Genomic DNA, 24,578 nt, shown 5'->3' with positions numbered 1-24,578 from the left:
CGGACGGACCCCTCCTTCATGGTCTTCCAGGGCTCGAGCGCCGCGATCTCGCACACCGGCAAGGTGCGCTCCAACAACCAAGACTCCGGGTATGCCGGATCGAACCTCTTCGTCGTCGCCGACGGCATGGGCGGCCACGCCGGCGGGGATGTCGCCTCGAGCCTCGCCATCGAGAGGCTGCGTGACCTCGATGACTCGTTCTCGTCGACCGCGACGGCCGAACGGGCGCTCCGCGACGCCATCGCCGAGACCGCCCAGCACCTGATCGACACCGTCGGCGTCAAGCCCGAGCTCGCCGGCATGGGCACGACCGTCAGCGCGCTGCTGATGGTCGACGACTATGCCGTCATCGCCCACATCGGCGACTCGCGCATCTATCTGTACCGCGACGGCGCGCTCACCCAGATCACCACCGACCACACCTTCGTCCAACGCCTGGTGGACTCGGGCCGCATCACCCCCGAGGAGGCGCGCTACCACCCGCGCCGGTCGGTGCTCATGCGGGTGCTCGGCGACATGGATCCCGATCCCGAGGTCGACACGTTCATCATGCCGACCCAGCCGGGCGACCGGTGGCTGCTGTGCTCCGACGGACTGTCGGGCGTGGTCGACGACCCGCATACCGCCAAAGCCCTCGGGCTCGGCCTCGCCCCGGGCCGCACCGCCGATGCGCTGCTCAAGCAGGCCCTCGACGGCGGTGCCCCCGACAACGTCACCATCGTCCTGGTCGACGTCGGCGGGCAGCATCCGGTCTTCTTCGGCACCCCCACGATCGTCGGCTCGGCCTCGAACCCGATCGGCGTCGAGGTGCCCGCCGCCCGCCCCGGACGCAGCAGCTGGCTGCACCCCAACCGTGGGGCGGCGAACGAACCCACCCACTTCGAGCCCGACGCCGAGTTCCTCGAGGAGCTCATCGAAGAAGACCGGCGCCGCGCGCGCCGGCGACGGATCGCGTGGTTCGCGGGGCTGATCCTCGTGATCGCCGCCATCGCGACGACGCTGATCCTGGCGTACCAGTGGACCCAGACCCGCTACTTCGTCGGAGCCGACGACGACACGGTCGTCATCTACCGCGGCGTCCAGCAGGACATCGGTCCCCTCCCGTTGTCGACCCCCTTCGAAGACACCGGCATCGACCTGACCGACCTCCCCCCGTTCTCGCGCACGACCGTCGAACGGACGATCACCGCACAATCGCTCGACGACGCCCGGACGATCGTCGATCGACTGCGCATCGCCGCGGAGGCGAACTCATGACCGCACCTCCCGGCGTCACCCGACCCGACGCCCCTTCGACCGACACCGCGGTGATCCGCGCGCTCAAGCGCATCCGCGTGCCGCAGACGCAGCGAAACCGCGAGCTGTTCCTGCTGCTCTTCGCCTGCGCGCTGACGTGGGCGGCCGTCGCCCTCGTGCAGCTCGGGGCGATCGGCGCGATCGAGCCGACGTTCCTCTACTACTGCGGCGGCCTCACCGTGCTGGTGCTGGCACTCCACATCGTGCTGCGCTTCCGCGCGCGCGACGCCGATCCGTTCGTCGTCCCGATCGCCACGATCCTCACCGGCCTCGGCATCGCGATGATCTACCGGATCGACATCGCGATCCGCGACGAGGGATGGGATGCCGCGTCGACGCGCCAGATGGCCTGGGCGGCCATCGCGGTGGTCGCCGCGGTGGTCGTGGTGATCTTCCTCCGCAACTACCGGGTGCTCTTCCGCTACACCTATGTCTCCGGCTTCGCCGGCATCGCCCTGCTGCTGCTTCCCATCGTCCCCGGCCTCGGCACGAACGCCAACGCCGATGTCTGGGTCTCGCTCGGTTTCGTGTCGTTCCAGCCGGGCGAGCTCGCCAAGATCGCCCTGGCCATCTTCTTCGCCGGCTACCTCGTCCGCACCCGGGAGAGCCTCACCTCCACAGGCACCCGGTTCCTCGGCATGACCTGGCCACGGGCCCGAGAGCTCGGTCCGCTGCTGGTGATCTGGCTCGTCTCGCTCGGCATCATCGTCATGCAGCGCGACCTCGGCACCGGCACGCTCATCTTCGGCATGTTCGTGGCGATGCTGTACGTCGCCACCGGCAAGACCAGCTGGGTGCTGATCGGTGTCGCCCTTGCGGCCTCCGGCGCCTTCCTCGCCTCACGCGTGCTGCCCTACGTCGGCGGGCGCTTCGCCAACTGGCTGAACGCGTTCGACCCCGAGATCATCGAGCGCTCCGGGGGCAGCTATCAGCTCGTCCAGGGCATCTTCGGGCTCGCCCACGGCGGCCTCATCGGCACGGGGCTCGGTCAGGGCCGCCCGTACATCACCCCGCTGTCGCAGAGCGACTACATCCTGCCGAGCCTCGGCGAGGAGCTCGGGCTCGTGGGCGTCTTCGCGATCCTCTGCCTGTACATGGTCTTCGTCAGCCGCGGCATCCGCATCGGCCTTGCGGGACAGGATGACTTCGGCAAGCTCCTGGCCACGGGCCTGGCGTTCACGATCGCGCTGCAGGTGTTCATCATGGTCGGCGGCGTCACGCGCCTCATCCCCCTCACCGGCCTCACGACCCCGTTCCTCGCGGCGGGCGGTTCGTCGCTCGTGGCGAACTGGATCATCGTCGCCCTGCTCCTGCGCATCTCGGACGCCGTGCGCAGCCGCCCCCGGGTGGTGATCGGATGACGAAGGAACTGCGCCGGCTCAGCATCATCGTGCTGCTGATGTTCCTCGCCCTCTTCGGGTCGACGAGCATCATCCAGGTCATCCAGGCCGAGACCCTCGCCACGAACTCGGCCAACACGCGCGCGCTCTACGACTCGTACGAGGTGCAGCGCGGCTCGATCGTCGCGAGCGGGATCGAGATCGCGTCATCCGTCCCCTCCGACGATGTCTACAGCTGGCAGCGGGTGTATCAGAACGGCGACATGTGGGCACCGGTCACCGGCTACATCAACCCCGCTCTGGGCGCGTCGACCGGAATCGAACAGGCGATGAACGGCGAGCTCAGCGGCACCTCCAACGCGCAGTTCCTCTCCCGCATCGAGCGCATCTTCACCGGACAGCCGCCGCGCGGCTCGAACGTCGAACTGAGCCTGGATGCCACCGTGCAGCAGGCCGCCTACGACGCCCTCGGCGACCTGCAGGGCGCGGTCATCGCGATCGAGCCCGACACCGGCCGCGTGCTCGCGCTGGTGACCAGCCCGAGCTACGACACCAACTCGCTGGCCATCCACGACCCCGAGCAGGTGAACGCGACCTACGAGCAGCTGCTGGCCGACCCGGCCGACCCGCTCATCGACCGCGCGATCGGCGGCGATCTGAACCCGCCGGGATCGACGTTCAAGCTCGTCGTCGCCTCGGCCGCCCTCGCCTCCGGCGACTACACGCCCGAGTCCGAGCTGCCGAACCCCGCGGTTTACCAGCTGCCGCAGTCGAGCAACGTGGTCTACAACGCCAGCCGCGGTGCGTGCGGTCCGGGCGAGACGGTCACGCTCGCCGAGGCGCTGCGCCTCAGCTGCAACATCCCCTTCGCCGAGCTCGCCGTCGAACTCGGCGACACCGCGATCCGCGAAGAGGCCGAGAAGTACGGCTTCAATCGGAGCTTCGACATCCCGCTCACCTCGACCGCCTCGCCCTACCCTCGCGCACTGGATGACCCGCAGACCGCTCTCACCGGGTTCGGCCAGGGTCAGGTCGATGCGACGCCGCTGCAGATCGCCATGGTCTCGGCGGGGATCGCCAACGGCGGGGTCGTGATGAACCCCCGAATGGTCGATCAGGTCATCGGGCCGGATCTGTCGGTGCAGCAGACCTTCGAGAACACCGAGTTCGGCCGCGCGCTGGATGAGGATCTCGCCGAGGAGATGGTGGCGATGATGGTCGCCAATGTCCAGGACGGCGCGGCGAGCGGTGCAAGAATAGACGGGGTCGACGTGGCCGGGAAGACCGGCACGGCGGAGAACGGATCAGACGAGCCGTACACGCTCTGGTTCACCGGTTTCGCACCCGCCGACGACCCCCAGGTCGCCGTCGCGGTGGTCATCGAAGACGGTGGCGGACAGGGCCAGTCCGGCAGCGGGAACACAATCGCGGCGCCCATCGCGAAGACGGTCATGGAGGCGGTGTTGGGAAGATGAGACCGACGCAGGGAGTGACCTTCGGAGGACGCTACGAGCTGGACTCGCGCATCGCCATCGGCGGGATGGGCGAGGTCTGGGAGGCGACCGATCACGTCATCGGACGGACGGTCGCGATCAAGATCCTCAAGGACGAGTACATGGGCGACCCCGGGTTCCTCGAGCGCTTCCGCGCCGAGGCCCGGCACGCGGCCCTCGTGAACCACGAGGGGATCGCGAGCGTCTTCGACTACGGCGAGGAGGCGGGCTCGGCCTTCCTCGTCATGGAGCTCGTGCCCGGCGAGGCGCTGTCGACGATCCTCGAGCGCGACGGCGCACTGTCGACCGACAAGACCCTCGACATCGTCGCGCAGACCGCGGCGGCGCTGCAGGCCGCGCACGCGGCGGGCCTGGTGCACCGCGACATCAAGCCCGGCAACCTCCTCATCACCCCCGACGGCCGGGTGAAGATCACCGACTTCGGCATCGCCCGCATCGCCGACCAGGTGCCGCTGACCGCGACCGGTCAGGTCATGGGGACCGTGCAGTACCTCTCGCCTGAGCAGGCATCGGGTCACCCGGCGTCGCCTGCGACCGACACCTACTCGCTCGGCATCGTCGCCTACGAATCCCTCGCCGGCAAGCGCCCCTTCACCGGCGAGTCGCAGGTCGCGATCGCCATGGCGCAGATCAACGAGCAGCCTCCGCCGCTGCCGCCCACGGTCGCGCAGCCGGTGCAGAACCTCGTCATGGCGATGATCGCGAAGAAGCCCGAGGATCGACCGGCCTCCGCCGCCGCGGTCGCGCGGGCGGCATCCGCTCTCCGCCGGGGAGACCTCGCGGCTGCCGCGGCCGCGGTGCCCGCGATCGCGGGTGCCGCCGTGCTCGCCGACGACGCCACCCAGCTCCTCGCCCCTGCCGGTGCGACGGCCGCGGCGACCCAGATCCTGTCGGCGCCGCTGCCCGACTACGCCGAGCCGCAGGAGCCGGAGAAGAAGAAGCGCAGCCGCTGGACCTGGCCGCTCGTCGCCCTCATCGTCATCCTGCTCCTCGTGCTCGGCGGGACGCTCTGGGCCCTGTTCGCCAACCAGGGCGACCCGTCGCCCGACCCTTCCGGGTCGACGACGACCTCGCGCCCGACGCCCTCCCAGACGACTCCGTCCGCGACGCCCACCCAGGACCGCATCGACCTCGACGCGCTCGGTCTCGTCGGCGTCGACTGCGACACCGCGCGTGCGGCGGCGCTCGACGCCGGCGTGCTCACCGTCAACTGCCAGCAGGGCAACGCCGCACCCACCGCCGATGAGGTCTCGCTCGTGTACGACTACGAGCCGCAGGGATCCATCACCCCCGACCAGGTGCTGACGCTGTCGTTCTACGGTCCGCAGACCGAGCTGCCGCAGCCGACCGCGCCGACCCTCAGCTCGGGCACGGTCGCCCCCGGCGGCACCCTCACCGTCAACTGGCAGGGCTACGCCTGCCCCGCCGGTGAAGGATCGCCCGGCGCCTACACGCTGACCGCGGTGAACGGTACGTTCTCCAACGGACAGAACACCATGCCGTTCGACACCAACACGCGCCAGGCGCAGCTGTCGGTGCCGAACAACGCCAGCGGCACGGTGCTCGTCACCTACACGGTCACCTGCACCGGCGGACCCTCCGGCGAGCGCACCTCCGGCAACTCGCCCGAAGCCCAGGCGACGATCGAGGCCGCACCCTCGCCCTCACCCACCGACGGCGGCGGTGAAGGCGGCGGCGACGACGGCGCCGACGGCTGATCCCCGGCATCCGATCCGGTCTCAGGGAGTACCTCGGGACCGTCCGTTAGGCTGTACCCGTTCCACCAGGGGGTGACTGTGACCACTGAGACGCGCGTGCTTTCAGGGCGATACCGCGTCGATGAGATCATCGGTCGCGGCGGGATGGCCACGGTGTACCGCGGCGAAGACCTGACGCTCGGCCGTCAGGTCGCGATCAAGATCCTCGACCGCGATCTCGCCGACGACAATGCCTTCCGCACCCGTTTCCGGCTCGAGGCGCAGGCAGCCAGTCGCATGGCCAACCCCGCGATCGTGCGCGTGTACGACGCCGGCGAAGACTCCGAGTCCGGAGTCGACGGAGTGACGCGTCCGGTGCCGTTCATCGTCATGGAACTCGTGCGCGGGCGCCTGCTGAAGGACATCATCGCCGCGGGCCCGGTGCCCGTCTCGGATGCGGTGCGCTACGTCGACGGCATCCTCGAGGCCCTGGAGTACTCGCACCGCGCCGGCGTGGTGCACCGCGACATCAAGCCCGGCAACGTCATGGTCACCGACGCCGGCCAGGTCAAGGTGATGGACTTCGGGATCGCGCGCGCGGTGTCGGACTCATCGTCCACCGTCGCCGAGACGACGCAGATCCTCGGCACCGCCGCCTATTTCTCCCCCGAGCAGGCCAAGGGCGAGCCGGTCGACGCGCGCGCCGATCTGTACTCCACCGGTGTGGTGCTCTACGAGCTGCTGACCGGTCGTCAGCCGTTCCGTGGCGAATCCCCGGTGGCAGTGGCCTACCAGCACGTCAGCGAGACCCCGCTCACCCCGTCGGAGATCGTCGAGACCGTGCCGCGCGCGCTCGACACCGTCGTACTGCGGGCGCTGGCGAAGGATCCTTTCCAGCGCTACCAGGATGCCGCGGGCTTCCGCGAGGCACTCGATGCCACCATCGACGGCAAGGCCCCGTCCAAGCGTCAGGTGGGGGCCCTCACCAGCGAGCTCTACGGTCCGAACCCGCGCGCCGCTGCCGAGACCGCGCGATCACTGCGTCAGCTCAGCACCGACACCACGATGAAGCGCACCCAGGCGGGCCCGCCGGTCGCATGGATCTGGGCGGGCGTCGCGCTGCTGGCGGTTCTGCTGATCTCGGTACTGTTCTGGGCGGTGACGATCCAGCCGTCGAACGAGGTGCCCTCGAGCGCCCGGATCGTCCCCGACGTGTCGGGCATGACCTACGAGCGCGCCGTGGTGGAGCTGGAGGGGCAGGACCTCGTTCCGTCCCAGATCACCGAACCCAGCGTCGACGTGCCCGAGGGTGCGGTCATCCGCACCGACCCCGCCTCCGGCGTCTCGGTCTCGCCCGGGCAGGGCGTGCTCGTCGTGCTCTCCGAGGGTCAGGATCTTGCGACGGTGCCCACCCTCGAGGGACTGACGCGGGATGCCGCGGCGCAGGCGCTCACCGATGCGGGGCTCCGCGTGGGAACCATCCGCACCGAGAACGACCCCGGCCGCGAGGCGGGCATGGTGCTCTCGGCCGATCGTGATGCGGGCACCGAGGTGCCGGCCGGCACGGTGGTGAACCTCGTCGTCGCCACGGGCAACGTCACGATCCTCGATTACCGCGGTTACACCGTCGACGCCGCGACGCGCGAGCTGCAGTCCGACGAGCTCGGCCTCACGGTCGAGACCGCGGAAGACCCCGGCTGCCCCGCGACGAACCCGACGACGGTGTCGCAGCAGTCGCTCGCCCCCGGTGATGTGCCGGTGCGATCGACGATCACCCTGACGTACTGCACCGGGGCCTGAGTCGGCGAGGGGCTCCGTCGCGCAGGCTCCGTCGCGCGGGCTCGAGCCGCGGCATCCTCCTTCTCGCACGCGGACGATCGGCCGAGGCGAGTACAGCTGGCGCGAGATCGCCCTCGCCTCGGCCGATACTCCTCGCGTCGGCGAACGGAGTCAGCGCCGCGGGCTCAGCGTGGCGCCGCGCTCGGCAGCCCCGTGGAAACCGAGCGTCTCGAGCCAATTGCCCAGCAGCCGGTGACCACCCTCGGTGAGCACGCTCTCGGGGTGGAACTGCACGCCCAGCACCGGCACGGAGCGGTGAGCGATGCCCATGATCACACCGCTCTCGGTCTCGGCCGTCACCACCAGCTCGGGCGGGAGCGTGGGGCGCTCGATGGCGAGCGAGTGATACCGGGTAGCGGTGAACGGGTCGGCGAGCCCGGCGAACAGCGTGCTGCCGTCGTGACGCACCTCCGAGGTCATCCCGTGCATCAGCTCCGGGGCGTGACCGACCCGGGCACCGAAGGCCTCAGCGATGGCCTGGTGGCCGAGACACACCCCGAGAAGAGGGATGCTGCGGGCCGATGCGGCACGCACGACCGCGATCGACGCCCCGGCGTCGGCGGGCGTGCCGGGACCGGGGGAGACCAGGACGCCGCGGTGACCCTCGAGGGTCTCGTCGAGAACCTCCGGATCCAGCGCGTCGGCCTCCACCATGCGGGTGGACGCGCCCAGCTGGTGGAGGTAGCCGACCAGGGTGTGGACGAAGCTGTCGTGATTGTCGACGACGAGCACGTCGGCCGTCACTCGACCGTCACTTCCTGCGGATTGACGAACTGGCTCACCCAGGGGAAGGCGTAGAAGAACAACCCGTAGAGGATCGCGGCGACGAGGACGATCACGATGAACAGCCGCACCCACCAGGGGCCGGGAAGAACCCGCCAGAACGCGGCGTACATCAGCTGACTCCCTCGGTGAGCGAGGCCGGCGGTCCGTCGGCGTAGGGCTGGAACGACTCGAAGACGCCATAGGCGACGATGCGCTCGGCGAGCGAGAACATCGGGCTGCAGCTGGTCATCGTGATGTAGCGCCCGTTCGCCGGGACGTCGGGCATCTGCGGCACCGGGAGCAGCACCTCGACCTCGTCGGGCGTGACGTACTCGAGGGTGCGGAAGCGGTACGTGTACCACCCCGCCGGCGTCTCGATCACGATGGCGTCTCCGACGTGGAGCTCGGCGATGCGATTGAACGGTGCGCCGTAGGTGGTGCGGTGACCCGCGACGGCGAAGTTGCCGACTTCGCCGGGCATCTTGCTGCCGGGGTAGTGGCCGATGCGGAAGTTGTCGAGGGTTCCCGCGCGGGTGACACCACCCGCCATGGTCCAGGCGTAGTCCGAGCCGAAGCGCGGGATGCGCATGATGGCGAAGTCTTCGGTGCCGGTCGGCTCGGGGAGGATCACCGGCTCGGCGGGCGCCGGCTCAGCGTCGGCGGGTTGGTCGGAGGGAGTCGGCACGGCCTCGGGCAGGCCCTCGCCGTACTGCTCGGCCCACTGCTCCGACAGCTCCCGTCCCTCGGCGTTGGCCTGTGCGCCGAAGATGAGGTCGCCGAGGTACATCTGCCACCCGACGTAGAGCAGGGTCACGACGCCGGCGGTGATGAGCAGTTCACCGAAGACGCCGACGATCGAAACGCGCGGTCTCGGCTTCGCGTGACGCGGTGCTTTCCCGGGAGGCGCGGCCGGTGACGGCGCCGCGCGGGCGGTGCGATCACGGCGCAGGGCCGGCTCGGTCATCCGCACGTCACGCTCGTCACCCACGGGGCGATTGTAGCCACCTCTCGCTGGGATCCCGCTGGCGGATAGAATGGGGCCCATGGCACGCTCAGGCAGGGACGACGACACGCTCATCGAGCGCGCGGAGGGCGAAGCCGCCCCCAACCCGGTGTGGTTCAAGCCGATCATGATCGGCCTCATGCTGGTCGGACTCGTCTGGGTCCTGGTCTTCTACATCAGCGGCATGCAGTGGCCGATCCCCGGCATCGGCGCCTGGAACCTCGCGATCGGCTTCGGCATCGCCTTCATCGGGTTCCTGATGACCACCCGCTGGCGCTGACCCTCCCACCGACACGAGACACGGCGAATCTTCGCCGGCGGGGAAGGCGGCGGGCAAGCCGGAGCGGACCGGGCGGAGGAAGACGGATGCCGCGGCATCCGTCCTTTCCACAGGACCTAATTACACCGGTGTGATTCATCCCCAGGTGGGGATGAATCTGTGGATAAGTCCCCTCAGAAGTAGAGGGCGGGCGGCACCAGCAGCAGCGCGAGCAACCCGACCGTCAGGGCGATGAGCAGGGCGATCTGCAGGGGGCGTCGCGAACGGGCACGCGTCCGGGTGAGGATGACCGCGACGAGAAGTCCCGCGATCAGACCGCCGACGTGCGCCTGCCAGGAGATGTTGAATCCGGGGATGAACCCGATGACGAGGTTGATGCCGAGCACGATGGCGATGCCGGTCACCGGCGCACCAAGGTGCCGGCCGATGATGAGCAGCGCTCCGAAGAGGCCGAAGACCGCGCCCGAGGCTCCGACGACCGGGGTCCCGAACGACAGCAGCGCCACCGCAACCGAGCCGCCCAGCGTGCTGATCAGGTAGAGCGCGATGAAGCGCCATCTGCCCAGGAGCGGTTCGAGGCTGCGACCGATGAGCCACAGCGCCAGCATGTTCAGACCGATGTGCCAGAAGCCCGAGTGGACGAGCGACACGGTGAGCAGGCGCCAGGGCTGGAAGACGCCGAAGGCCTCGGGGTAGAGCGTGGGCGCCCAGAACGAAAGGGTGTCGGTCACGGTGCTCCCGAACCCGGGGATCAACGAGACGAGGTACACCAGCGCCGTGAGGCCGATGATCGCGTACGTCGCGAGGGGCCGGGTGTCGCCGACGACGACCGCGGCGGGGCGGCGCGCCCACCGGCGCTCCGCCTTCTTCTGCGCGGTCGTCCGCGACGCCTGCTGCTCAGCGAGGCACTCGGGGCAGATGACCCCCACGGGCGCCTGCGTCTGGCACTCGGGGCAGATGGTGCGTAGGCACCGCTGACACAGGACGAAGCTCTGCCGGTCGGGATGCCGGTAGCAGAAGTTGTCGCTGTTGCGACGAAGGTCGTCGGAGCTCACGTCCGTGTCAGCGGCGCCGCCGCTCAGGCGGTGACGACGTCGATCGACTCGATGACGACCGGCTCGACCGGACGGTCGCCGGCTGCGGTGGGAACCTTCGCGATCGCGTCGACGACGGCGCGCGAGGCGTCGTCGGCGACCTCGCCGAAGATCGTGTGCTTGCCCTGCAGCCACGGGGTCGGGTCGGTGGTGATGAAGAACTGCGAGCCGTTGGTGCCCTCGGGCTTGCCGGTGAGGCCGTTGCGGCGGAGACCGGCGTTGGCCATCGCCAGCTTGTAGGGGGCGTTGAAGTCGAGCTCGGGGCTGATCTCGTCGTTGAAGGTGTATCCCGGGCCGCCGGTGCCCTGGCCGAGCGGGTCGCCGCCCTGGATCATGAAGCCGGGGATGATGCGGTGGAAGATGACACCGTTGTAGAGGGGGCCTTCGCCGGGCTTGCCGGTGGCGGGGTGGGTCCAGGAGCCCGAGCCGTCGGCGAGGCCGACGAAGTTCTGAACCGTGCGGGGGGCCTGGTCGCCGAAGAGGTTGACCACGATGTCTCCGTGGTTGGTGTGGATCGTGGCGACAGCGGTGTGAATGGGCATGAGTACATTCTTTCAGAGTCCCGTGCAAGCCCTGGCGGTCAGGGGGCAGTCTGGCAAGATGGACGAAACGTCCGATCACGCCTGTCCAGAGGGAGGGCCCCGTGAGCCTCAGCCGTAAGCGCAAGAAGGAACTCCGCAAGCTTCAGCGTGAAGCCAACAATCTGTGGGAGTCGCAGCAGGTGCTCGTCGGCCAGGCCGCGAACGTCGCCCGTGAAGCCGGCCGCCAGCTCGGCAAGTACGGTCGCGAAGACCTCGGCCCCCAGGTGCAGGCCACGTACGGCAAGTACGCCGAGCCGTACATCACCAAGAGCCTCGACGTCTCGCGTGACGTGCTCACCCACCGTGTCATTCCCGCCACGGGCGCCGTGGTCGGTTCGGCGATGTCGGTGTGGGATGCGGCCAACGACACCCGCGCACGGCTGGCCAAGGGGAAGGGTCTGGCGCTGCCCGACTCGAAGACGTACTCCAAGAAGGCCGAGAAGTACGGCAAGGACGCCACGAAGGCGCTGTCGAAGAAGTTCTCGGTGCTCGAGCCCAAGAAGCAGGGCATGGGTGCGGGCGGCGTCATCGCCATCATCCTCGGCGTCGCCGCCGCTGCCGGCGTGCTCTATGCCGCGTGGCAGACCCTGCGGGCGGACGACGAGCTGTGGGTGGCCGACGACCCGCTGCGCGCCCCCGACGCTTGAACTCAGCGTTAGAACGTGTGAGAGAGGCCGCCGACCAGCGCGGCCTCTCCGTCGAGTTTCGTGAGCGTCCGGCGGCGAAGAGCCTCCCCGAGGCGGCCGAGCTTCTCGGCATCCCTCCCGCGGGCATCGTGAAAACGCTGGTGGTGAAAAGAGCGGATGACTCGTATCTGTTCGCCCTCGTCCCGGGCGATCGGGCGATCTCGTGGCCGAAGCTCCGCGCGGTCGTCGGCGTCAATCGTCTGAAGCTTCCTGATCCGGATGCCGCTCTCGCCGCGACCGGCTATGAGCGAGGGACGATCGTGCCCATCGGAAGCACCACCGACTGGCCGATCTACGCCGATGAGCGGATCGTGGGTGAGCGGATCGCGATGGGCGCGGGCGCGCACGGCTACAGCCTCTTCGTCGATGCCGATGCGCTGATCGCCGCCTACGGCGCGACGGTGGCGGACATCTCGCAGCCGGCAGAGGGAAACTAACCCGACGCGGCGGCGACGCCCGGTTCCTGGTCGGTGTACCCCGCCATCCCGAGGGCGATGTCGACCAACCGCACGTGCTGCAGCCGAGCCACCTCACTGAGCGAGAACCACCCAGCCCGGTCGGTACTGCCGCCGACCTCGTGGCGCAGTCGTCCGCCGGTGACATGCGCACGGTAGACGATCTGCAGGGTGTGAAGCGGCTCGGTCGCACCGGGAGTGATGCGGCGGTTGCCCGGAATGACGCGGGAGTTGATTCCGAGCAGTTCGGCGAGTTCGACGTCGAAGCCGGTTTCCTCGAAGACTTCGCGGCGGGCCGCCGATGCCGGATCCTCGCCAGGCTCGAGGCCGCCCCCGGGGAGCGTCCAGGCCGCCCGGCGCCCCTCGTTCCAGTGTGCGAGGAGGAGGCGGTCCGCGGCGTCGACGACGACCGCGTACGCGGCGACGCGCAGGTCCATACGCACGACCCTAAACCAGCAGAAGGGCCGACCCTCCGGGCCGGCCCTTTCTTCGCTGTGGAGCCTAGGAGATTCGAACTCCTGACATCCTGCTTGCAAAGCAGGCGCTCTACCAACTGAGCTAAGGCCCCGGGGCAGGGATGGTGGGGCTACCAGGACTTGAACCTGGGACCTCTTCATTATCAGTGAAGCGCTCTAACCGCCTGAGCTATAGCCCCGATTGTGTCGGCGACTCGCGTCGTCAACCTCCAAGAGGTTACCGGACGCGACCGGTTTTCTCGAATCGGTCAGTTGGAGGTGAAGCCGACCAGCAGGCCGCCGGTGACCTTGACCGCCAGGTTGTAGATGCCGGCCATGACCGCACCGAGCACCGTGACCACGACGAGGTTCAAGATGCCCACGACCGCCGCGAACGCGAGCACCTGCGGAAGACCGAGGAACTGCGCCAGCACGAATCCGCCGTCGGTGAAGCTGGCCAGCAGCTCGTCGACCTCGGCGATGAGGCCGGTGGTCGACACCACGAGGTAGATCATGACCAGCGAGACGACCGTGACGATCGCCACAGCCACGGCCGCGAGGAACGACAGCTTGACCGCCGACCAGAAGTCGACGTACACCAGACGCAGGCGCACCTGCTTGGCGCTGGTCTTGCTGCTGGATTTACGGGCGAGCTTGTCGGCTACCGTGCTCATGCGTCAGTACTTCCTTCGGGCGTCTCAGGGGTGTCGGGTGCATCCGCCTCCTGCGGCACCGCACCGGCCGGGAGGTCTGGGTCGGCCGCCAGACTCGAGTCTGCCTCGGGTGCCTCGCCGTTCTCTGTGAGATTACGCTCGGAGTTCCTGGCGATCGCGATGATCCGATCATCGTCGCCGGCACGGGCGAACACGACACCCATCGTGTCGCGTCCCTTGGCAGGCACCTCGGCCACCGCAGAGCGTACCACCTTGCCGCTGGCAAGGACCACCAAGACCTCGTCGTCCTCCGAGGCGATGAGACCGCCCGCGAGAACGCCGCGATCCTCTGTCAGACGCGCCACCTTGATGCCGAGACCGCCGCGTGTCTGACTGCGGTACTGGTCGACGGAGGTGCGCTTGGCATAACCGCCTTCGGTGACGACGAAGACGAATCCGTCTTCCGAGACCACCGAGGCCGACAGGAGCGAGTCATCGCCCCGGAACGACATGCCCTTCACACCTTCGGTGGCGCGGCCCATCGGACGCAGCGCCTCATCGGTGGCGGTGAAGCGCAGCGACATCCCGTGCCGACTGATGAGAAGGAGGTCGTCACCGTCGTTCACGAGCATCGCGCTGACGAGCTCGTCACCGTTCTCCTCATCGGCGCCGCGCAGCTTGATCGCGATGACCCCGCCCTGACGGTTCGTGTCGTACTCGGTGAGGCGGGTCTTCTTGACCAGTCCGCTGCGCGTTGCGAGCACGAGGTGCGTGGCGACGTTGTAGTCACGGATGTCGAGGATCTGCGCGATCTCCTCGCCGGGCTGCAGCGCGAGCAGGTTCGCGACGTGCTGTCCCTTGGCGTCGCGCCCGGCCTCGGGGACCTCGTACGCCTTCGCGCGGTAGACCCGGCCCTTCGTGGTGAAGAAGAGCAGCCAGTGGTGGGTGGTCGTGACGAAGAAGTGCTCCACCACATCGTCGGCGCGAAGCTGCGCCCCCTTCACCCCGCGACCGCCGCGGTGCTGCGAGCGGTAGTTGTCGCTGCGCGTGCGCTTGATGTAACCGTCGCGGGTGACGGTGACGACCATCTCCTCTTCGGGGATCAGGTCTTCGACCGACATGTCGCCGTCGTATCCGGGCAGGATCTCGGTGCGGCGGTCGTCGCCGAACTTGTCCACGATGGCGGTCAGCTCGTCGCGGATGATCTCGCGCTGACGTGCCGGATCGGCGAGGATCGCGTTGAACTCGGCGATCTGCGCTTCGATCTCGCGCGCTTCGTCGACGATCTTCTGGCGCTCCAGGGCCGCCAGACGACGCAGCTGCATCGCCAGGATCGCATCCGCCTGGAGATCGTCGATGTCGAGAAGGGACTTCAGGCCCTCGCGCGCGTCGTCGACGGTCGGCGACCGGCGGATGAGCGCGATGACCTCGTCGAGCGCGTCGAGCGCCTTGAGATAGCCGCGGAGGATGTGCATCCGCTCCTCGGCCTTGCGCAGGCGGAAGCGGGTGCGGCGGACGATCACATCGACCTGGTGCGTGATCCAGTACGAGATGAACTGGTCGAGCGAAAGAGTGCGGGGCACGCCGTCGACGATCGCCAGCATGTTGGCGCCGAAGTTCTCCTGCAGCTGCGTGTGCTTGTACAGGTTGTTCAGCACGACCTTGGCGACCGCGTCGCGCTTGAGGACGATGACCAGGCGCTGACCCGTGCGGCCCGAGGTCTCGTCGCGGATGTCGGCGATGCCGGTGATCTTGCCGTCACGGGCGAGGTCGCCGATCTTCACGGCGACGTTGTCGGGGTTCACCTGGTAAGGCAGCTCGGTGATCACGAGGCAGGTGCGACCCTGGATCTCCTCGACGTTCACCACCGCCCGCATGGTGATCGACCCGCGACCGGTGCGGTACGCCTCTTTGATGCCACGGGTGCCGAGGATCTGCGCCGAGGTGGGGAAGTCCGGCCCGGGGATGCGCTCCATCAGCGCCTCGAGCAGCTCCTCGCGCGTGGCATCCGGGTTCTCGAGCGCCCACAGCGCACCGGAGGCCACCTCTCGCAGGTTGTGGGGAGGGATGTTGGTGGCCATGCCGACCGCGATGCCGACGGATCCGTTGACGAGCAGGTTGGGGAATCGAGAGGGGAGAACGACGGGCTCCTGGGTGCGTCCGTCGTAGTTCGGCTCGAAGTCGACCGTCTCCTCTTCGATGTCGCGCACCATCTCCAGCGCGAGAGGAGCCATCTTCGTCTCGGTGTATCGAGGTGCCGCAGCGCCCTGGTTGCCGGGTGAGCCGAAGTTGCCCTGGCCGAGGGCGAGCGGGTACCGCAGTGCCCACGGCTGGACGAGACGGACGAGGGTGTCGTAGATCGGTGCGTCACCGTGCGGGTGGAACTGCCCCATGACCTCGCCGACGACACGGGTGCACTTCGAGAAGGCCTTGTCGGGACGGTAGCCCCCGTCGTACATGCCGTAGATCACCCGGCGGTGCACGGGCTTCAGGCCGTCCTCCACCCGCGGCAGGGCACGACCCACGATCACGCTCATCGCGTAGTCGAGGTAACTGCGCTGCATCTCCAGCTGCAGGTCGACCTGGTCGATGCGTCCGTGGTTGTGTCCGGCGTTCGCGTCAGGACGCTCGTCGTCAGCCATCAGTTGTCTCTACTTTCTTCGTTTCGTCTCTCGCGAGACGGAACGCGCATGGATCGCGTCGTCAGATGTCGAGGAAGCGCACGTCTTTGGCATTGCGCTGGATGAATCCGCGCCGCGATTCGACGTCTTCGCCCATCAGGACCGAGAAGATCTCGTCGGCCGCCGCGGCGTCGTCGATGGTCACCTGGCGGAGGATCCGGGTCTCGGGATTCATCGTGGTCTCCCAGAGCTCGTGATCGTTCATCTCGCCGAGACCCTTGTAGCGCTGGATGCCACCATCGTTGGCCTTGGGCAGTCGGTTGCCTCGGGCCTGCCCTTCGACGAGCATCGCGTCGCGCTCCCGGTCGCTGAAGGCGTACTCATGATCGGCATTCGACCACTTCAGCCGGAAGAGCGGCGGCTGTGCGAGGTAGACGTAACCCGCCTCGATCAGCCCGCGCATGTAGCGGAAGAGGAGAGTGAGCAGGAGCGTCGTGATGTGCTGACCATCGACGTCGGCATCGGCCATCAGCACGATCTTGTGGTAGCGCGCCTTCGTGATGTCGAAGTCCTCGCCGATGCCCGTGCCGAAGGCCTGGATCATCGCTTGGACCTCTTTGTTTCCGAGCGCGCGATCCAGGCGCGCACGCTCGACATTGAGGATCTTGCCGCGCAGAGCGAGGATCGCCTGCGTACGCGGGTCACGCCCCTGCACGGCCGATCCGCCGGCCGAGTCACCCTCGACGAGGAAGATCTCGCTGATCGAGGGGTCTTTGCTGGTGCAGTCCTTCAGCTTGTCGGGCATCGCTGCCGACTCGAAGACACTCTTGCGGCGCGCGGTCTCGCGGGCTTTCCGGGCCGCAAGGCGTGCGGTCGCGGCATCGATGGCCTTCCGGATGATGTTCTTCGCCTGCACCGGATTGCGGTCGAACCAATCGCCAAGCCGATCGCCGACGACCTTCTGCACGAACGCCTTGGCCTCGGTGTTGCCGAGCTTGGTCTTGGTCTGCCCCTCGAACTGCGGCTCCGAGAGCTTCACCGAGATGACCGCGGTGAGGCCCTCGCGGACATCCTCACCCGAAAGATTCTCGTCCTTTTCCTTCAGGAGGTTGTTGGCGCGGGCGTACCGGTTCACGAGCGCGGTCAGCGCCGCGCGGAACCCTTCCTCGTGCGTCCCGCCCTCGTGGGTGTTGATGGTGTTGGCGAAGGTGAACACGTTCTCGGTGTAGCTCGTGGTCCACTGCATCGCCATCTCGAGGGCGATCTTGCGGTCGGTGTCTTCGGACTCGAACGCGATCACCTCTTCGTTGACGATCTCAGCCCGGCGCACCTTGTTCAGGTACTCGACGTAGTCGACCAGGCCGCGCTCGTAGAAGAAGCTGTCACGCGGATGGTGCGGCTTCTCCTCGCCGGACTCGTCGGCCTCGACCGACACGGCGCTTTCGCGCTCGTCGCTCAGGGTGATCCGCAGCCCCTTGTTGAGGAACGCCATCTGCTGGAAGCGGGTGCGCAGGGTCTCGTAGTCGAAATCGACGGTGTCGAAGATGCCGGCGTCGGGCCAGAAGGTCACCGTCGTTCCGGTCTGGTCGCTCGGCTCGTCCTTCGACAGGGGTGCCTGCGGCACACCGCCGTCGCGATACGACTGACGCCAGACGTGGCCCTGGCGGCGCACCTCGACCTCGAGGCGAGACGACAGCGCATTCACGACCGATGAACCGACCCCGTGCAGACCACCCGAGACCGCGTACCCGCCGCCACCGAACTTGCCGCCGGCGTGCAGCACGGTCAAGACGACCTCGACGGTGGACTTGCCCTCCGTGCGGTGCATGTCGACAGGGATGCCGCGGCCGTTGTCGATCACGCGGATGGCGCCGTCTTCGAGGATGGTGACCTCGATGGCGTCGCAGTAGCCCGCGAGCGCCTCGTCGACGGCGTTGTCGACGATCTCGTAGACGAGGTGGTGCAGGCCGCGCTCGCCAGTCGAGCCGATGTACATGCCCGGGCGTTTGCGGACCGCTTCGAGGCCCTCGAGCACCTGGATGTCGTCGGCTCCGTATTCGCCTGCCACGCGGTTGTCCGCGGAACGCGGCTCGGTGCTTTCGGGAACGCTTTCAGGGGTCACAGACGTCATAGATTTCCAGCGCTCCACATCGGTTCACGAACCTTCACAGTCTATCAAGTCGATGACTCGTTGCACGCCCTCTACGCCGCTGTGGCGGCATGAAATACGCCCGGACAGGATCGGACGTGGCTCAACCGTAGGTATCGCGCGGACCGCGCCCTGGAATGGCTCTCGGACCCCATTTCCAGGAGGGGACGTCCGGCCCGATGAAACGGATGGACTCCACACCCGCCTCGGGGTAGCGGCGAACGATCTCCGACAGGATGTGCGCGCGCATCAGCTGCAGTTGCTTGGCCCACGCCGTCGAGTCGGCTTGGACGGTGAGGATGCCGCGGTCGAAGGCCACCGGACGGGTGTGCTGCGCCGTGTTCTCGCCGGCCACCTCGTTCCACGTGCGCACCACGTCTTCTCGGGCCAACTGGGGCTCCCACCCGGCCTGCCGGGTGAGATCGGCGAGCACGTCGGCCACTCCTTGGGGATCGCGCCCCGGCGCGAAGGGCTGATGCGCCTCGTCGACGTCACGTGTGCGACGGCGACGACGCAGTGCCCGAGGCGAGGGATCGAGACCGCGAAGACGCAGGTAGGTGGCGATCGTCTCGGGAACCGATTCGGCGTCGGCCTCAGTCATTCGCGCCGCCCCCACCGAGGCGGTCGACGGCGAGGACCGCCGGCGCCGGTGACTCGGAGTCCTCGGAATCGAAGATCTCGCCCGCCTCGACCCGGAGCGTGTGCGCGCGCAGCGCTCCGGGCACATCGGCGCCGACCGCTGCCGTGACGATCACCTGCTCGAACCCCGCCGTCAGCTCCGCCAGGCGTCCCCGACGCCCGCTGTCGAGTTCAGCGAAGACATCATCGAGGATGACGATCGGGTCGCCGAGCTGCGAGTCGGCCCGCAGCAGCTCGGCCGACGCGAGACGCAGCGACAGGGCGACCGACCACGACTCGCCGTGCGATGCATAGCCCTTGACGGGCAGTCCGCGCACACGGAGAACGAGGTCGTCTCGATGCGGACCGACGAGGGTGACGCCGCGATCGAGTTCGGCGGGACGCCGCGCTGCCAGGGCGGCACGGAACTGGGCGACGACGTCGGCGGTCGAGGGAATGGCCACGAACGCGGCATCTGTCCTCGGCTCGTCCGCGGTGGTGGTGGCATCCTCGTCGGAATCGGAATCGGAATCGGAATCGCGCGAGAACGACAGGGCCCATTCGAGCTCGGGTCGGTGATCCTCGCCCGCGATCGCACGGTACGCCGCGGCGACAGGCGGGGTGAGATCGGCGGCGAGTGCGATCCGCGCACGGATGATCTCGGTTCCGAGCGTGACGAGCTTGTCGTCCCACACATCGAGTGTCGAAAGGGCCTCGGCTTTGAGTCCTCGGGCGCGCGCCGACTTCAGCAGTGCGGTCCGCTGCTTGAGCACGCGATCGTAGTCGGCGAGCACTCCGGCCATGCGCGGGGCTCGCTGCACCAGCAGCTGATCGGCGAAACGGCGTCGCGCCGACGGATCGCCGCGAACGATCTGGAGATCCTCGGGGGCGAACAGCACCACTTGCGCGTAACGCGGCAATTCGGCCGTGCGCACGGGCGCTCCGTTGACGCGTGCCTTGTTGGGTCCCTGTCGGTTGACCTGGGCTTCCAGCTGCACGCGACGCTCCCCGTGGGCGAGCCGTGCACGAACGATCGCGTATTCGGCTCCGTCGCGCACCATCGGCGCATCATTCGAGACCCGATGCGACCCCAGGGTGGCGAAGAAGGCGATCGCCTCGACGAGATTCGTCTTCCCCTGCCCGTTCTTGCCGACGAAGACGTTGGGACCCGGGCGCAGAGCAAGGTCGACGGCCGCGTAATTGCGGAAGTCGGCCAGACTCAGATGCTCGACGATCACCGTGACAGCCTAGTTCGACGCTCCGACGTCGATCCGGAGGCCCGGAGCGACTCAGCGCAGCAGCAGGTTCGGCTGCAGCAGGTACTTGAACGACTCCGCGCCACCCTTGTCGACCGACGTCTGCGGGGTGATGAGCACCGGACTGAGCTTGTTGGCGTTCTCGCTCGAGGTGAACGTGATGCGCGTGAACTCGCTGCGCACCGCGCCCAGGGATTCGAGAAGGTACTGCGGGTTCAGACCCAGCGTCACGTCGTCGCCGAGGAGCGTGGCATCCACCGACTCGGTCGCGCGGGCCTGCTCGGTGCCCGACGCGTCCATGGCCACCCCTTCGGAGGTGAAGGTGAATCGCAGCGGTGCAGACCGGTCGAGCACCAGCGAGACGCGACGCACGGCCTCGGCCAGTTCGGCGGTATTGACCACGGCATGGTGCTCGGTCTGCTCGGGAAACAGCCGCCGCACGGGCGGGAAGTTGCCCTTGATCAGCAGGGAGGTCACCGTCTTGTTGCCGGCGGTGAAGGCGATGATCTCGCGGTCACCCGCGCCGGAGAAGGCGATCGAGATGTCGCCGCCGTGGGCGAAGGTCTTGCCCACCTCGGTCAGGGTGCGCGCGGGAACGAGGGCGGTGGTGGCCTCGTCGGATGCCGCAGAGCCGCCGTCCCACGGAATCTCGCGCAACGCCACGCGGTACCGGTCGGTGGCGACGAGGCTGAGCCGGGTGCCGGTGACCTCGAGCTGGACGCCCGTGAGGACGGGCGTGACGTCATCGCGGGATGCCGCGAAGGCCACCTGCGCGATCGCGGTGGCGAAATCCTCTGCGGGCACGAGGCCCGATTCGCCCGTGACCTCGGGGATCGCGGGGTACTCCTGCACCGGCATCGACGACAGGGTGAAACGCGCCGACCCGCAGGTGAGGAGGATTCCACCGTCCTCCTCCACCGCGATCTGGATCGGGGCATTCGGCAGACGGCTGGCGATCTCGGACAGCAGGCGTCCGTGCACGAGGATCGTGCCGGGCTCATCGACCGTCGCGTCGATCGTCGTACGAGCCGACGCTTCGTAGTCGAACGCCGACAGGGACAGCCCGGAGTCGCCCGCTTCGATGAGAACACCGGCCAGGATCGGCTGCGGATTGCGCTGCGGAAGGAGCTTCACCACGAATGACACGGCTTCGCTGAACACATCGCGATTGACGTGGAACTTCACGGGTGCTCCCTCGACGTCGGGCTGGGCCTTCTCATGCTAGTAGTCGGCCTCGCCCATGCTAGTGCCCGCATCACGCCGCATCCGGACGTGTTCTCTCCATCGGCCGAGCCTGTGGAGGTGATCGGATGAGCTTTCTCTAGATCTTTCTCTGTCTTCTTGTTAACAGCTGTGGAAACTGTGGAGAACCGGGTCGATGCCACTGATCACACGGAAACTACACGCGTGTGAGTTGTGGAGCGGCTGCGGACGACGGGGTGAACAGTCGGAGCGCGAACCCCGGCTTATCCACAGTTCTCCACAGGTGCGTGCAGTGCGTGCACAGTGATTCCGCAGGGCTGCCGAGTTATCCACAAGTTTTCCACACTGTGAGGAACCGGATAATGGCGTCGCCCAGGGGGTCGTGTCAAGCACGGATTACGGCATACGCCGTCGCACGATGCCGCGACGCATGCGGCACGGGAAATCGGTGAGGTCAGCGCCCGCCGCGACCCAACTGGGTGGTGATCTCGGTCACCTGGTTGTAGATCGACCGACGTTCCTTCATCAGGTCGCTGATCTTCTTGTAGGCGTACATCACGGTCGTGTGATCACGGTTTCCGAAGAGCTGGCCGATCTTCGGCAGCGACAGGTTGGTGCGCTCCCGACAGAGGTACATCGCGATCTGTCTCGCGGTCGCCACCGCCTGGGATCTACTCGAGCCGTAGAGGTCGTCGACGGTCAGTTTGAAGTACTGAGCGGTCGCCGTGATGATGTCGGTCGGCGAGATGATGTTCGCGTCATCCTGATCGACGATGTCACGCAGCACCGTCTGGGCCAGGGACATGTCCAGGTTCGAACGGTTGAGACTGGCGAACGCCGACACGCGGATCAGCGCGCCCTCGAGTTCGCGGATGTTGCTGGAGACGACGGTGGCGATGTATTCCAGCACCTCGTCGGGGATGTGCAACCGCTCAGACTGCGCCTTCTTGCGCAGGATGGCGATACGGGTCTCGAGGTCGGGCGCCTGCACGTCGGTGATGAGACCCCACTCGAACCGGCTGCGCATGCGGTCTTCGAAGCCGGTGAGGTGCTTGGGTGGCACATCGCTGGTGATCACGACCTGCTTGTCGTGGTCATGCAGTGTGTTGAACGTGTGGAAGAAGGCTTCCTGCGTCTCGGCACGGCCCTGGAGGAACTGGATGTCGTCGATGAGAAGGATGTCGACATCGCGATACCTGGCCTGGAACGCTGATCCGCGGTTGTTGGCGATGGAGTTGATGAAGTCGTTCGTGAACTCTTCGCTCGAGACGTATCGGACCTTGATGCCGGCGTAGAGGCTGATCGCGTAGTCGCCGATGGCATGCAGCAGATGGGTCTTCCCCAGCCCGGAGTCGCCGTAGATGAACAGCGGGTTATAGGCCTTGGCCGGAGCCTCGGCCACGGCGACCGCCGCAGCGTGGGCGAATCGGTTGGACTGTCCGATGACGAAGTTGTCGAAGGTGTACTTCGGATTCAGTCGCGTGTCGGTGCGGGACACCGATGCGGGCTCCATCGGCTCCTCGCGCGGCGAGCGGATCGGGGTGAGCGTGGCGGTGACCGTCGACGCGGAGCCGTTGGGCTCCACCGCCGCTGCCTGGGCGACCGGGGCGGACATCGGGGTGGCGACCAGGTCGGGATTGACCACGACGCGGAAAGCACTGGCGGCCGGACCGCCGTCGACATCCACACGGGAGAGAGCCTCGAGCAGCGGTGCGCGCATGCGCTTGTTCACCTGTGCGGCGGTGAGGTCGTTGGGGACGTCGAGGTAGAGCGTTCCCCCGATGACACCCTGAGGAACGGCGAGGTTCAGGAAGCCGTGGAGCTGCGGGGTGACACGTTCGTCCGACGCCAGAATCTCCATGACGGCAGGCCAGAACGGTACATCTGGTGCGTCCTGCTCGGCCATGTGCCCCCCGGGTGAGATTCGCGGTCCCAGGCCGTGCGGAGTCGACACGCCGGGCCTGTGGATAACTGCCGGAGCCACGCTAGTCAGCGCGGGTCGCGGGAGCAAACTCCACTGTATGGCGCGGCGGCGTGTCGTGCCACTGCCGAAGTAGGTCACACTGGTAATGCGGCGAGAGGCCCGGAGAGCGCGTCGGTTTGAGTTCTCAGGCATCTCGACGTAGCCTTAGTCGGTTGACTTATGCCCTCGTGGCAGTCCCCGTAACGTCGTCCCCGGTCCTCCAAGGGTAGAACCCCGTCCCGGTGACACCTGATCCGGAGTTGATCTCTATGAGCAAGCGCACCTACCAGCCCAACAACCGTCGCCGGGCCAAGAAGCACGGCTTCCGCGCCCGGATGCGCACCCGCGCCGGCCGCGCCATCCTCTCGGCTCGCCGCTCCAAGGGGCGCACCGAGCTCTCCGCTTGATCTGACCGGTGCTCGCGCGGTCGCATCGGCTCACCCGCGGATCGGACTATAAAGCTGTCGTCCGGCGGGGGCGCCGCTGTGCAGGCGCTCACACCGTGACGTACGCGATGCGCGCCACGGACTCGACGGCACCGAGGTTCGGTTTCATCGTCAGCCGACAGGTCGGCGGCGCGGTCGTACGCAACACCGTTCGGCGACGGCTGAAAGCGGTGTGTGCAGAGGCGTTGCCCGATGTCGGCGAGGGGCGGGACATCGTCATCCGCGCCCTCCCCAGTGCGGCGAACGCCACATTCGCCGACCTCCGCGACGAAGTCACCCGGTGCCTGTCACGGAAGATCGCGTCATGAGCGTGCTACCGGCCTATGCCCGTGGCGAGGCGCACTTCGACGCATCCGCTCTTGTCTCCTCGGTGCCGCTGCTTCCTCGTAATGCGCTTCTCGGTCTTCTCCATGCCTACCGTGCGACGATCTCCCACACGTACGGTGATGTGTGCAAGTACTACCCGTCCTGTTCGGCCTATGCGGTCGGTGCGGTGCAGCAGCACGGCGCCATCGTCGGGACGGCCATGACGGCGGCGCGGCTTGCGCGCTGCCACCCCTGGGCGAAGGGCGGCGTCGATGACGTTCCCCTCCGCCCCGATTTCCGTCACGGCATCACCCCTCACGGCTTCGTCGTGGCTGCCACCCCTGGAAAGGACTGATCC

The 24,578-nt window shown here is 67.7% G+C and carries 24 protein-coding genes and 2 tRNA genes; 11 read left to right on the top strand and 15 right to left on the bottom strand.

Annotation, left to right across the window (positions count from 1 at the left end):
• Nucleotides 1–18 precede the first annotated feature (18 nt).
• The 5 genes from V6S02_RS11535 to pknB all read left to right on the top strand — a co-directional run bounded on the left by V6S02_RS11535 (nucleotide 19) and on the right by pknB (nucleotide 7,647).
• Nucleotides 19–1,257 (top strand): PP2C family protein-serine/threonine phosphatase, encoded by a 1,239-nt coding sequence (locus tag V6S02_RS11535; protein ID WP_124292023.1) that lies wholly within the window; start codon nucleotides 19–21, stop codon nucleotides 1,255–1,257.
• Nucleotides 1,254–2,657, top strand: coding sequence for an FtsW/RodA/SpoVE family cell cycle protein (locus V6S02_RS11530; RefSeq protein WP_124292022.1), 1,404 nt, complete (start codon nucleotides 1,254–1,256; stop codon nucleotides 2,655–2,657). Before V6S02_RS11535 ends, V6S02_RS11530 begins: the two co-directional genes overlap by 4 nt.
• Nucleotides 2,654–4,111 (top strand): peptidoglycan D,D-transpeptidase FtsI family protein, encoded by a 1,458-nt coding sequence (locus tag V6S02_RS11525; protein WP_124292021.1) that lies wholly within the window; start codon nucleotides 2,654–2,656, stop codon nucleotides 4,109–4,111. Before V6S02_RS11530 ends, V6S02_RS11525 begins: the two co-directional genes overlap by 4 nt.
• Complete coding sequence (locus V6S02_RS11520) at nucleotides 4,108–5,868, top strand: serine/threonine-protein kinase (protein ID WP_336400984.1); 1,761 nt, start codon at nucleotides 4,108–4,110, stop codon at nucleotides 5,866–5,868. The genes V6S02_RS11525 and V6S02_RS11520 overlap by 4 nt, the downstream gene beginning before the upstream one ends.
• A 78-nt stretch (nucleotides 5,869–5,946) precedes the next feature.
• Nucleotides 5,947–7,647: a Stk1 family PASTA domain-containing Ser/Thr kinase gene (pknB, locus tag V6S02_RS11515; protein WP_442927925.1), complete on the top strand. Its 1,701-nt coding sequence runs from the start codon at nucleotides 5,947–5,949 to the stop codon at nucleotides 7,645–7,647.
• A 150-nt stretch (nucleotides 7,648–7,797) separates the two neighbouring features.
• Here the strand turns inward: pknB and V6S02_RS11510 are convergent, their stop codons facing one another.
• From V6S02_RS11510 to V6S02_RS11500, 3 genes are read right to left on the bottom strand one after another with little or no spacing between them, the layout of a single operon-like run.
• A complete protein-coding gene (locus V6S02_RS11510) occupies nucleotides 7,798–8,430 on the bottom strand; it encodes an anthranilate synthase component II (RefSeq protein ID WP_336400983.1) in 633 nt (210 codons plus the stop codon).
• Nucleotides 8,427–8,582, bottom strand: a complete 156-nt coding sequence (locus tag V6S02_RS11505; RefSeq protein ID WP_164478133.1) for a hypothetical protein — start codon at nucleotides 8,580–8,582, stop codon at nucleotides 8,427–8,429. The genes V6S02_RS11510 and V6S02_RS11505 overlap by 4 nt, the downstream gene beginning before the upstream one ends.
• Entirely contained in the window at nucleotides 8,582–9,439 is an 858-nt protein-coding gene (locus V6S02_RS11500; protein WP_336400982.1) for a class E sortase, read from the bottom strand. The genes V6S02_RS11505 and V6S02_RS11500 overlap by 1 nt, the downstream gene beginning before the upstream one ends.
• A gap of 55 nt (nucleotides 9,440–9,494) precedes the next feature.
• Between V6S02_RS11500 and V6S02_RS11495 the strand changes: the two genes are divergently transcribed.
• Complete coding sequence (locus V6S02_RS11495; RefSeq protein WP_322410537.1) at nucleotides 9,495–9,734, top strand: cell division protein CrgA; 240 nt, start codon at nucleotides 9,495–9,497, stop codon at nucleotides 9,732–9,734.
• A 173-nt stretch (nucleotides 9,735–9,907) separates the two neighbouring features.
• Here V6S02_RS11495 and V6S02_RS11490 read toward each other — a convergent pair whose 3' ends face one another.
• Together V6S02_RS11490 and V6S02_RS11485 are read right to left on the bottom strand one after the other, a co-directional pair.
• Entirely contained in the window at nucleotides 9,908–10,789 is an 882-nt protein-coding gene (locus V6S02_RS11490; protein ID WP_124292016.1) for a rhomboid family intramembrane serine protease, read from the bottom strand.
• A 23-nt stretch (nucleotides 10,790–10,812) separates the two neighbouring features.
• Nucleotides 10,813–11,370 carry a peptidylprolyl isomerase gene (locus V6S02_RS11485; protein WP_124292015.1) on the bottom strand — a complete coding sequence of 186 codons (558 nt, stop codon included), beginning with the start codon at nucleotides 11,368–11,370 and terminating at the stop codon, nucleotides 10,813–10,815.
• 101 nt (nucleotides 11,371–11,471) lie between these two features.
• On the opposite strand from V6S02_RS11485, the gene V6S02_RS11480 reads away from it, so the two are divergent.
• Together V6S02_RS11480 and V6S02_RS11475 are read left to right on the top strand one after the other, a co-directional pair.
• Nucleotides 11,472–12,056, top strand: a complete 585-nt coding sequence (locus tag V6S02_RS11480) for a DNA helicase (protein WP_124292014.1) — start codon at nucleotides 11,472–11,474, stop codon at nucleotides 12,054–12,056.
• Entirely contained in the window at nucleotides 12,053–12,532 is a 480-nt protein-coding gene (locus V6S02_RS11475) for an aminoacyl-tRNA deacylase (RefSeq protein WP_124292013.1), read from the top strand. Before V6S02_RS11480 ends, V6S02_RS11475 begins: the two co-directional genes overlap by 4 nt.
• Here the strand turns inward: V6S02_RS11475 and V6S02_RS11470 are convergent.
• From V6S02_RS11470 to dnaA, 10 genes are all read right to left on the bottom strand, one after another.
• Nucleotides 12,529–12,987: an NUDIX hydrolase gene (locus V6S02_RS11470; RefSeq protein ID WP_124292012.1), complete on the bottom strand. Its 459-nt coding sequence runs from the start codon at nucleotides 12,985–12,987 to the stop codon at nucleotides 12,529–12,531. The genes V6S02_RS11475 and V6S02_RS11470 overlap by 4 nt on opposite strands.
• Nucleotides 12,988–13,045: 58 nt before the next feature.
• Nucleotides 13,046–13,118: transfer RNA gene (locus V6S02_RS11465), tRNA-Ala, on the bottom strand.
• 10 nt (nucleotides 13,119–13,128) lie between these two features.
• Nucleotides 13,129–13,205: transfer RNA gene (locus V6S02_RS11460), tRNA-Ile, on the bottom strand.
• A 69-nt stretch (nucleotides 13,206–13,274) separates the two neighbouring features.
• Complete coding sequence (locus V6S02_RS11455; RefSeq protein WP_124292011.1) at nucleotides 13,275–13,679, bottom strand: DUF3566 domain-containing protein; 405 nt, start codon at nucleotides 13,677–13,679, stop codon at nucleotides 13,275–13,277.
• Complete coding sequence (gene gyrA / locus V6S02_RS11450) at nucleotides 13,676–16,300, bottom strand: DNA gyrase subunit A (protein WP_336400981.1); 2,625 nt, start codon at nucleotides 16,298–16,300, stop codon at nucleotides 13,676–13,678. Before gyrA ends, V6S02_RS11455 begins: the two co-directional genes overlap by 4 nt.
• Nucleotides 16,301–16,361: 61 nt before the next feature.
• The gene (gene gyrB / locus V6S02_RS11445) at nucleotides 16,362–18,410 is read right to left on the bottom strand and encodes a DNA topoisomerase (ATP-hydrolyzing) subunit B (protein ID WP_124292009.1); all 2,049 of its coding nucleotides are present in this window, start codon (nucleotides 18,408–18,410) and stop codon (nucleotides 16,362–16,364) included.
• A 121-nt stretch (nucleotides 18,411–18,531) separates the two neighbouring features.
• Nucleotides 18,532–19,029, bottom strand: coding sequence for a DUF721 domain-containing protein (locus V6S02_RS11440; protein ID WP_336400980.1), 498 nt, complete (start codon nucleotides 19,027–19,029; stop codon nucleotides 18,532–18,534).
• Nucleotides 19,022–20,284 carry a DNA replication/repair protein RecF gene (gene recF / locus V6S02_RS11435; protein WP_336400979.1) on the bottom strand — a complete coding sequence of 421 codons (1,263 nt, stop codon included), beginning with the start codon at nucleotides 20,282–20,284 and terminating at the stop codon, nucleotides 19,022–19,024. The genes V6S02_RS11440 and recF overlap by 8 nt, the downstream gene beginning before the upstream one ends.
• Nucleotides 20,285–20,335: 51 nt before the next feature.
• Nucleotides 20,336–21,487 carry a DNA polymerase III subunit beta gene (dnaN, locus tag V6S02_RS11430; protein WP_124292006.1) on the bottom strand — a complete coding sequence of 384 codons (1,152 nt, stop codon included), beginning with the start codon at nucleotides 21,485–21,487 and terminating at the stop codon, nucleotides 20,336–20,338.
• A 472-nt stretch (nucleotides 21,488–21,959) separates the two neighbouring features.
• A complete protein-coding gene (gene dnaA, locus V6S02_RS11425; protein WP_124292005.1) occupies nucleotides 21,960–23,411 on the bottom strand; it encodes a chromosomal replication initiator protein DnaA in 1,452 nt (483 codons plus the stop codon).
• 326 nt (nucleotides 23,412–23,737) lie between these two features.
• On the opposite strand from dnaA, the gene rpmH reads away from it, so the two are divergent.
• Genes rpmH through yidD form a run of 3 tightly spaced genes read left to right on the top strand, consistent with a single transcriptional unit; the run spans nucleotide 23,738 to nucleotide 24,575 of the window.
• The gene (rpmH, locus tag V6S02_RS11420; protein WP_124292004.1) at nucleotides 23,738–23,875 is read left to right on the top strand and encodes a 50S ribosomal protein L34; all 138 of its coding nucleotides are present in this window, start codon (nucleotides 23,738–23,740) and stop codon (nucleotides 23,873–23,875) included.
• 8 nt (nucleotides 23,876–23,883) lie between these two features.
• Nucleotides 23,884–24,222, top strand: coding sequence for a ribonuclease P protein component (rnpA, locus tag V6S02_RS11415; RefSeq protein ID WP_336400978.1), 339 nt, complete (start codon nucleotides 23,884–23,886; stop codon nucleotides 24,220–24,222).
• Nucleotides 24,219–24,575: a membrane protein insertion efficiency factor YidD gene (gene yidD / locus V6S02_RS11410; RefSeq protein ID WP_124292002.1), complete on the top strand. Its 357-nt coding sequence runs from the start codon at nucleotides 24,219–24,221 to the stop codon at nucleotides 24,573–24,575. The genes rnpA and yidD overlap by 4 nt, the downstream gene beginning before the upstream one ends.
• The last annotated feature ends 3 nt before the right edge of the window (nucleotides 24,576–24,578 follow it).

It is taken from the genome of Microbacterium sp. CCNWLW134 (assembly GCF_037083565.1).
Lineage (GTDB): Bacteria > Actinomycetota > Actinomycetes > Actinomycetales > Microbacteriaceae > Microbacterium.
Note: the sequence above shows the minus strand (reverse complement) of the source record. Positions and strands in the feature narration are given on the sequence as shown.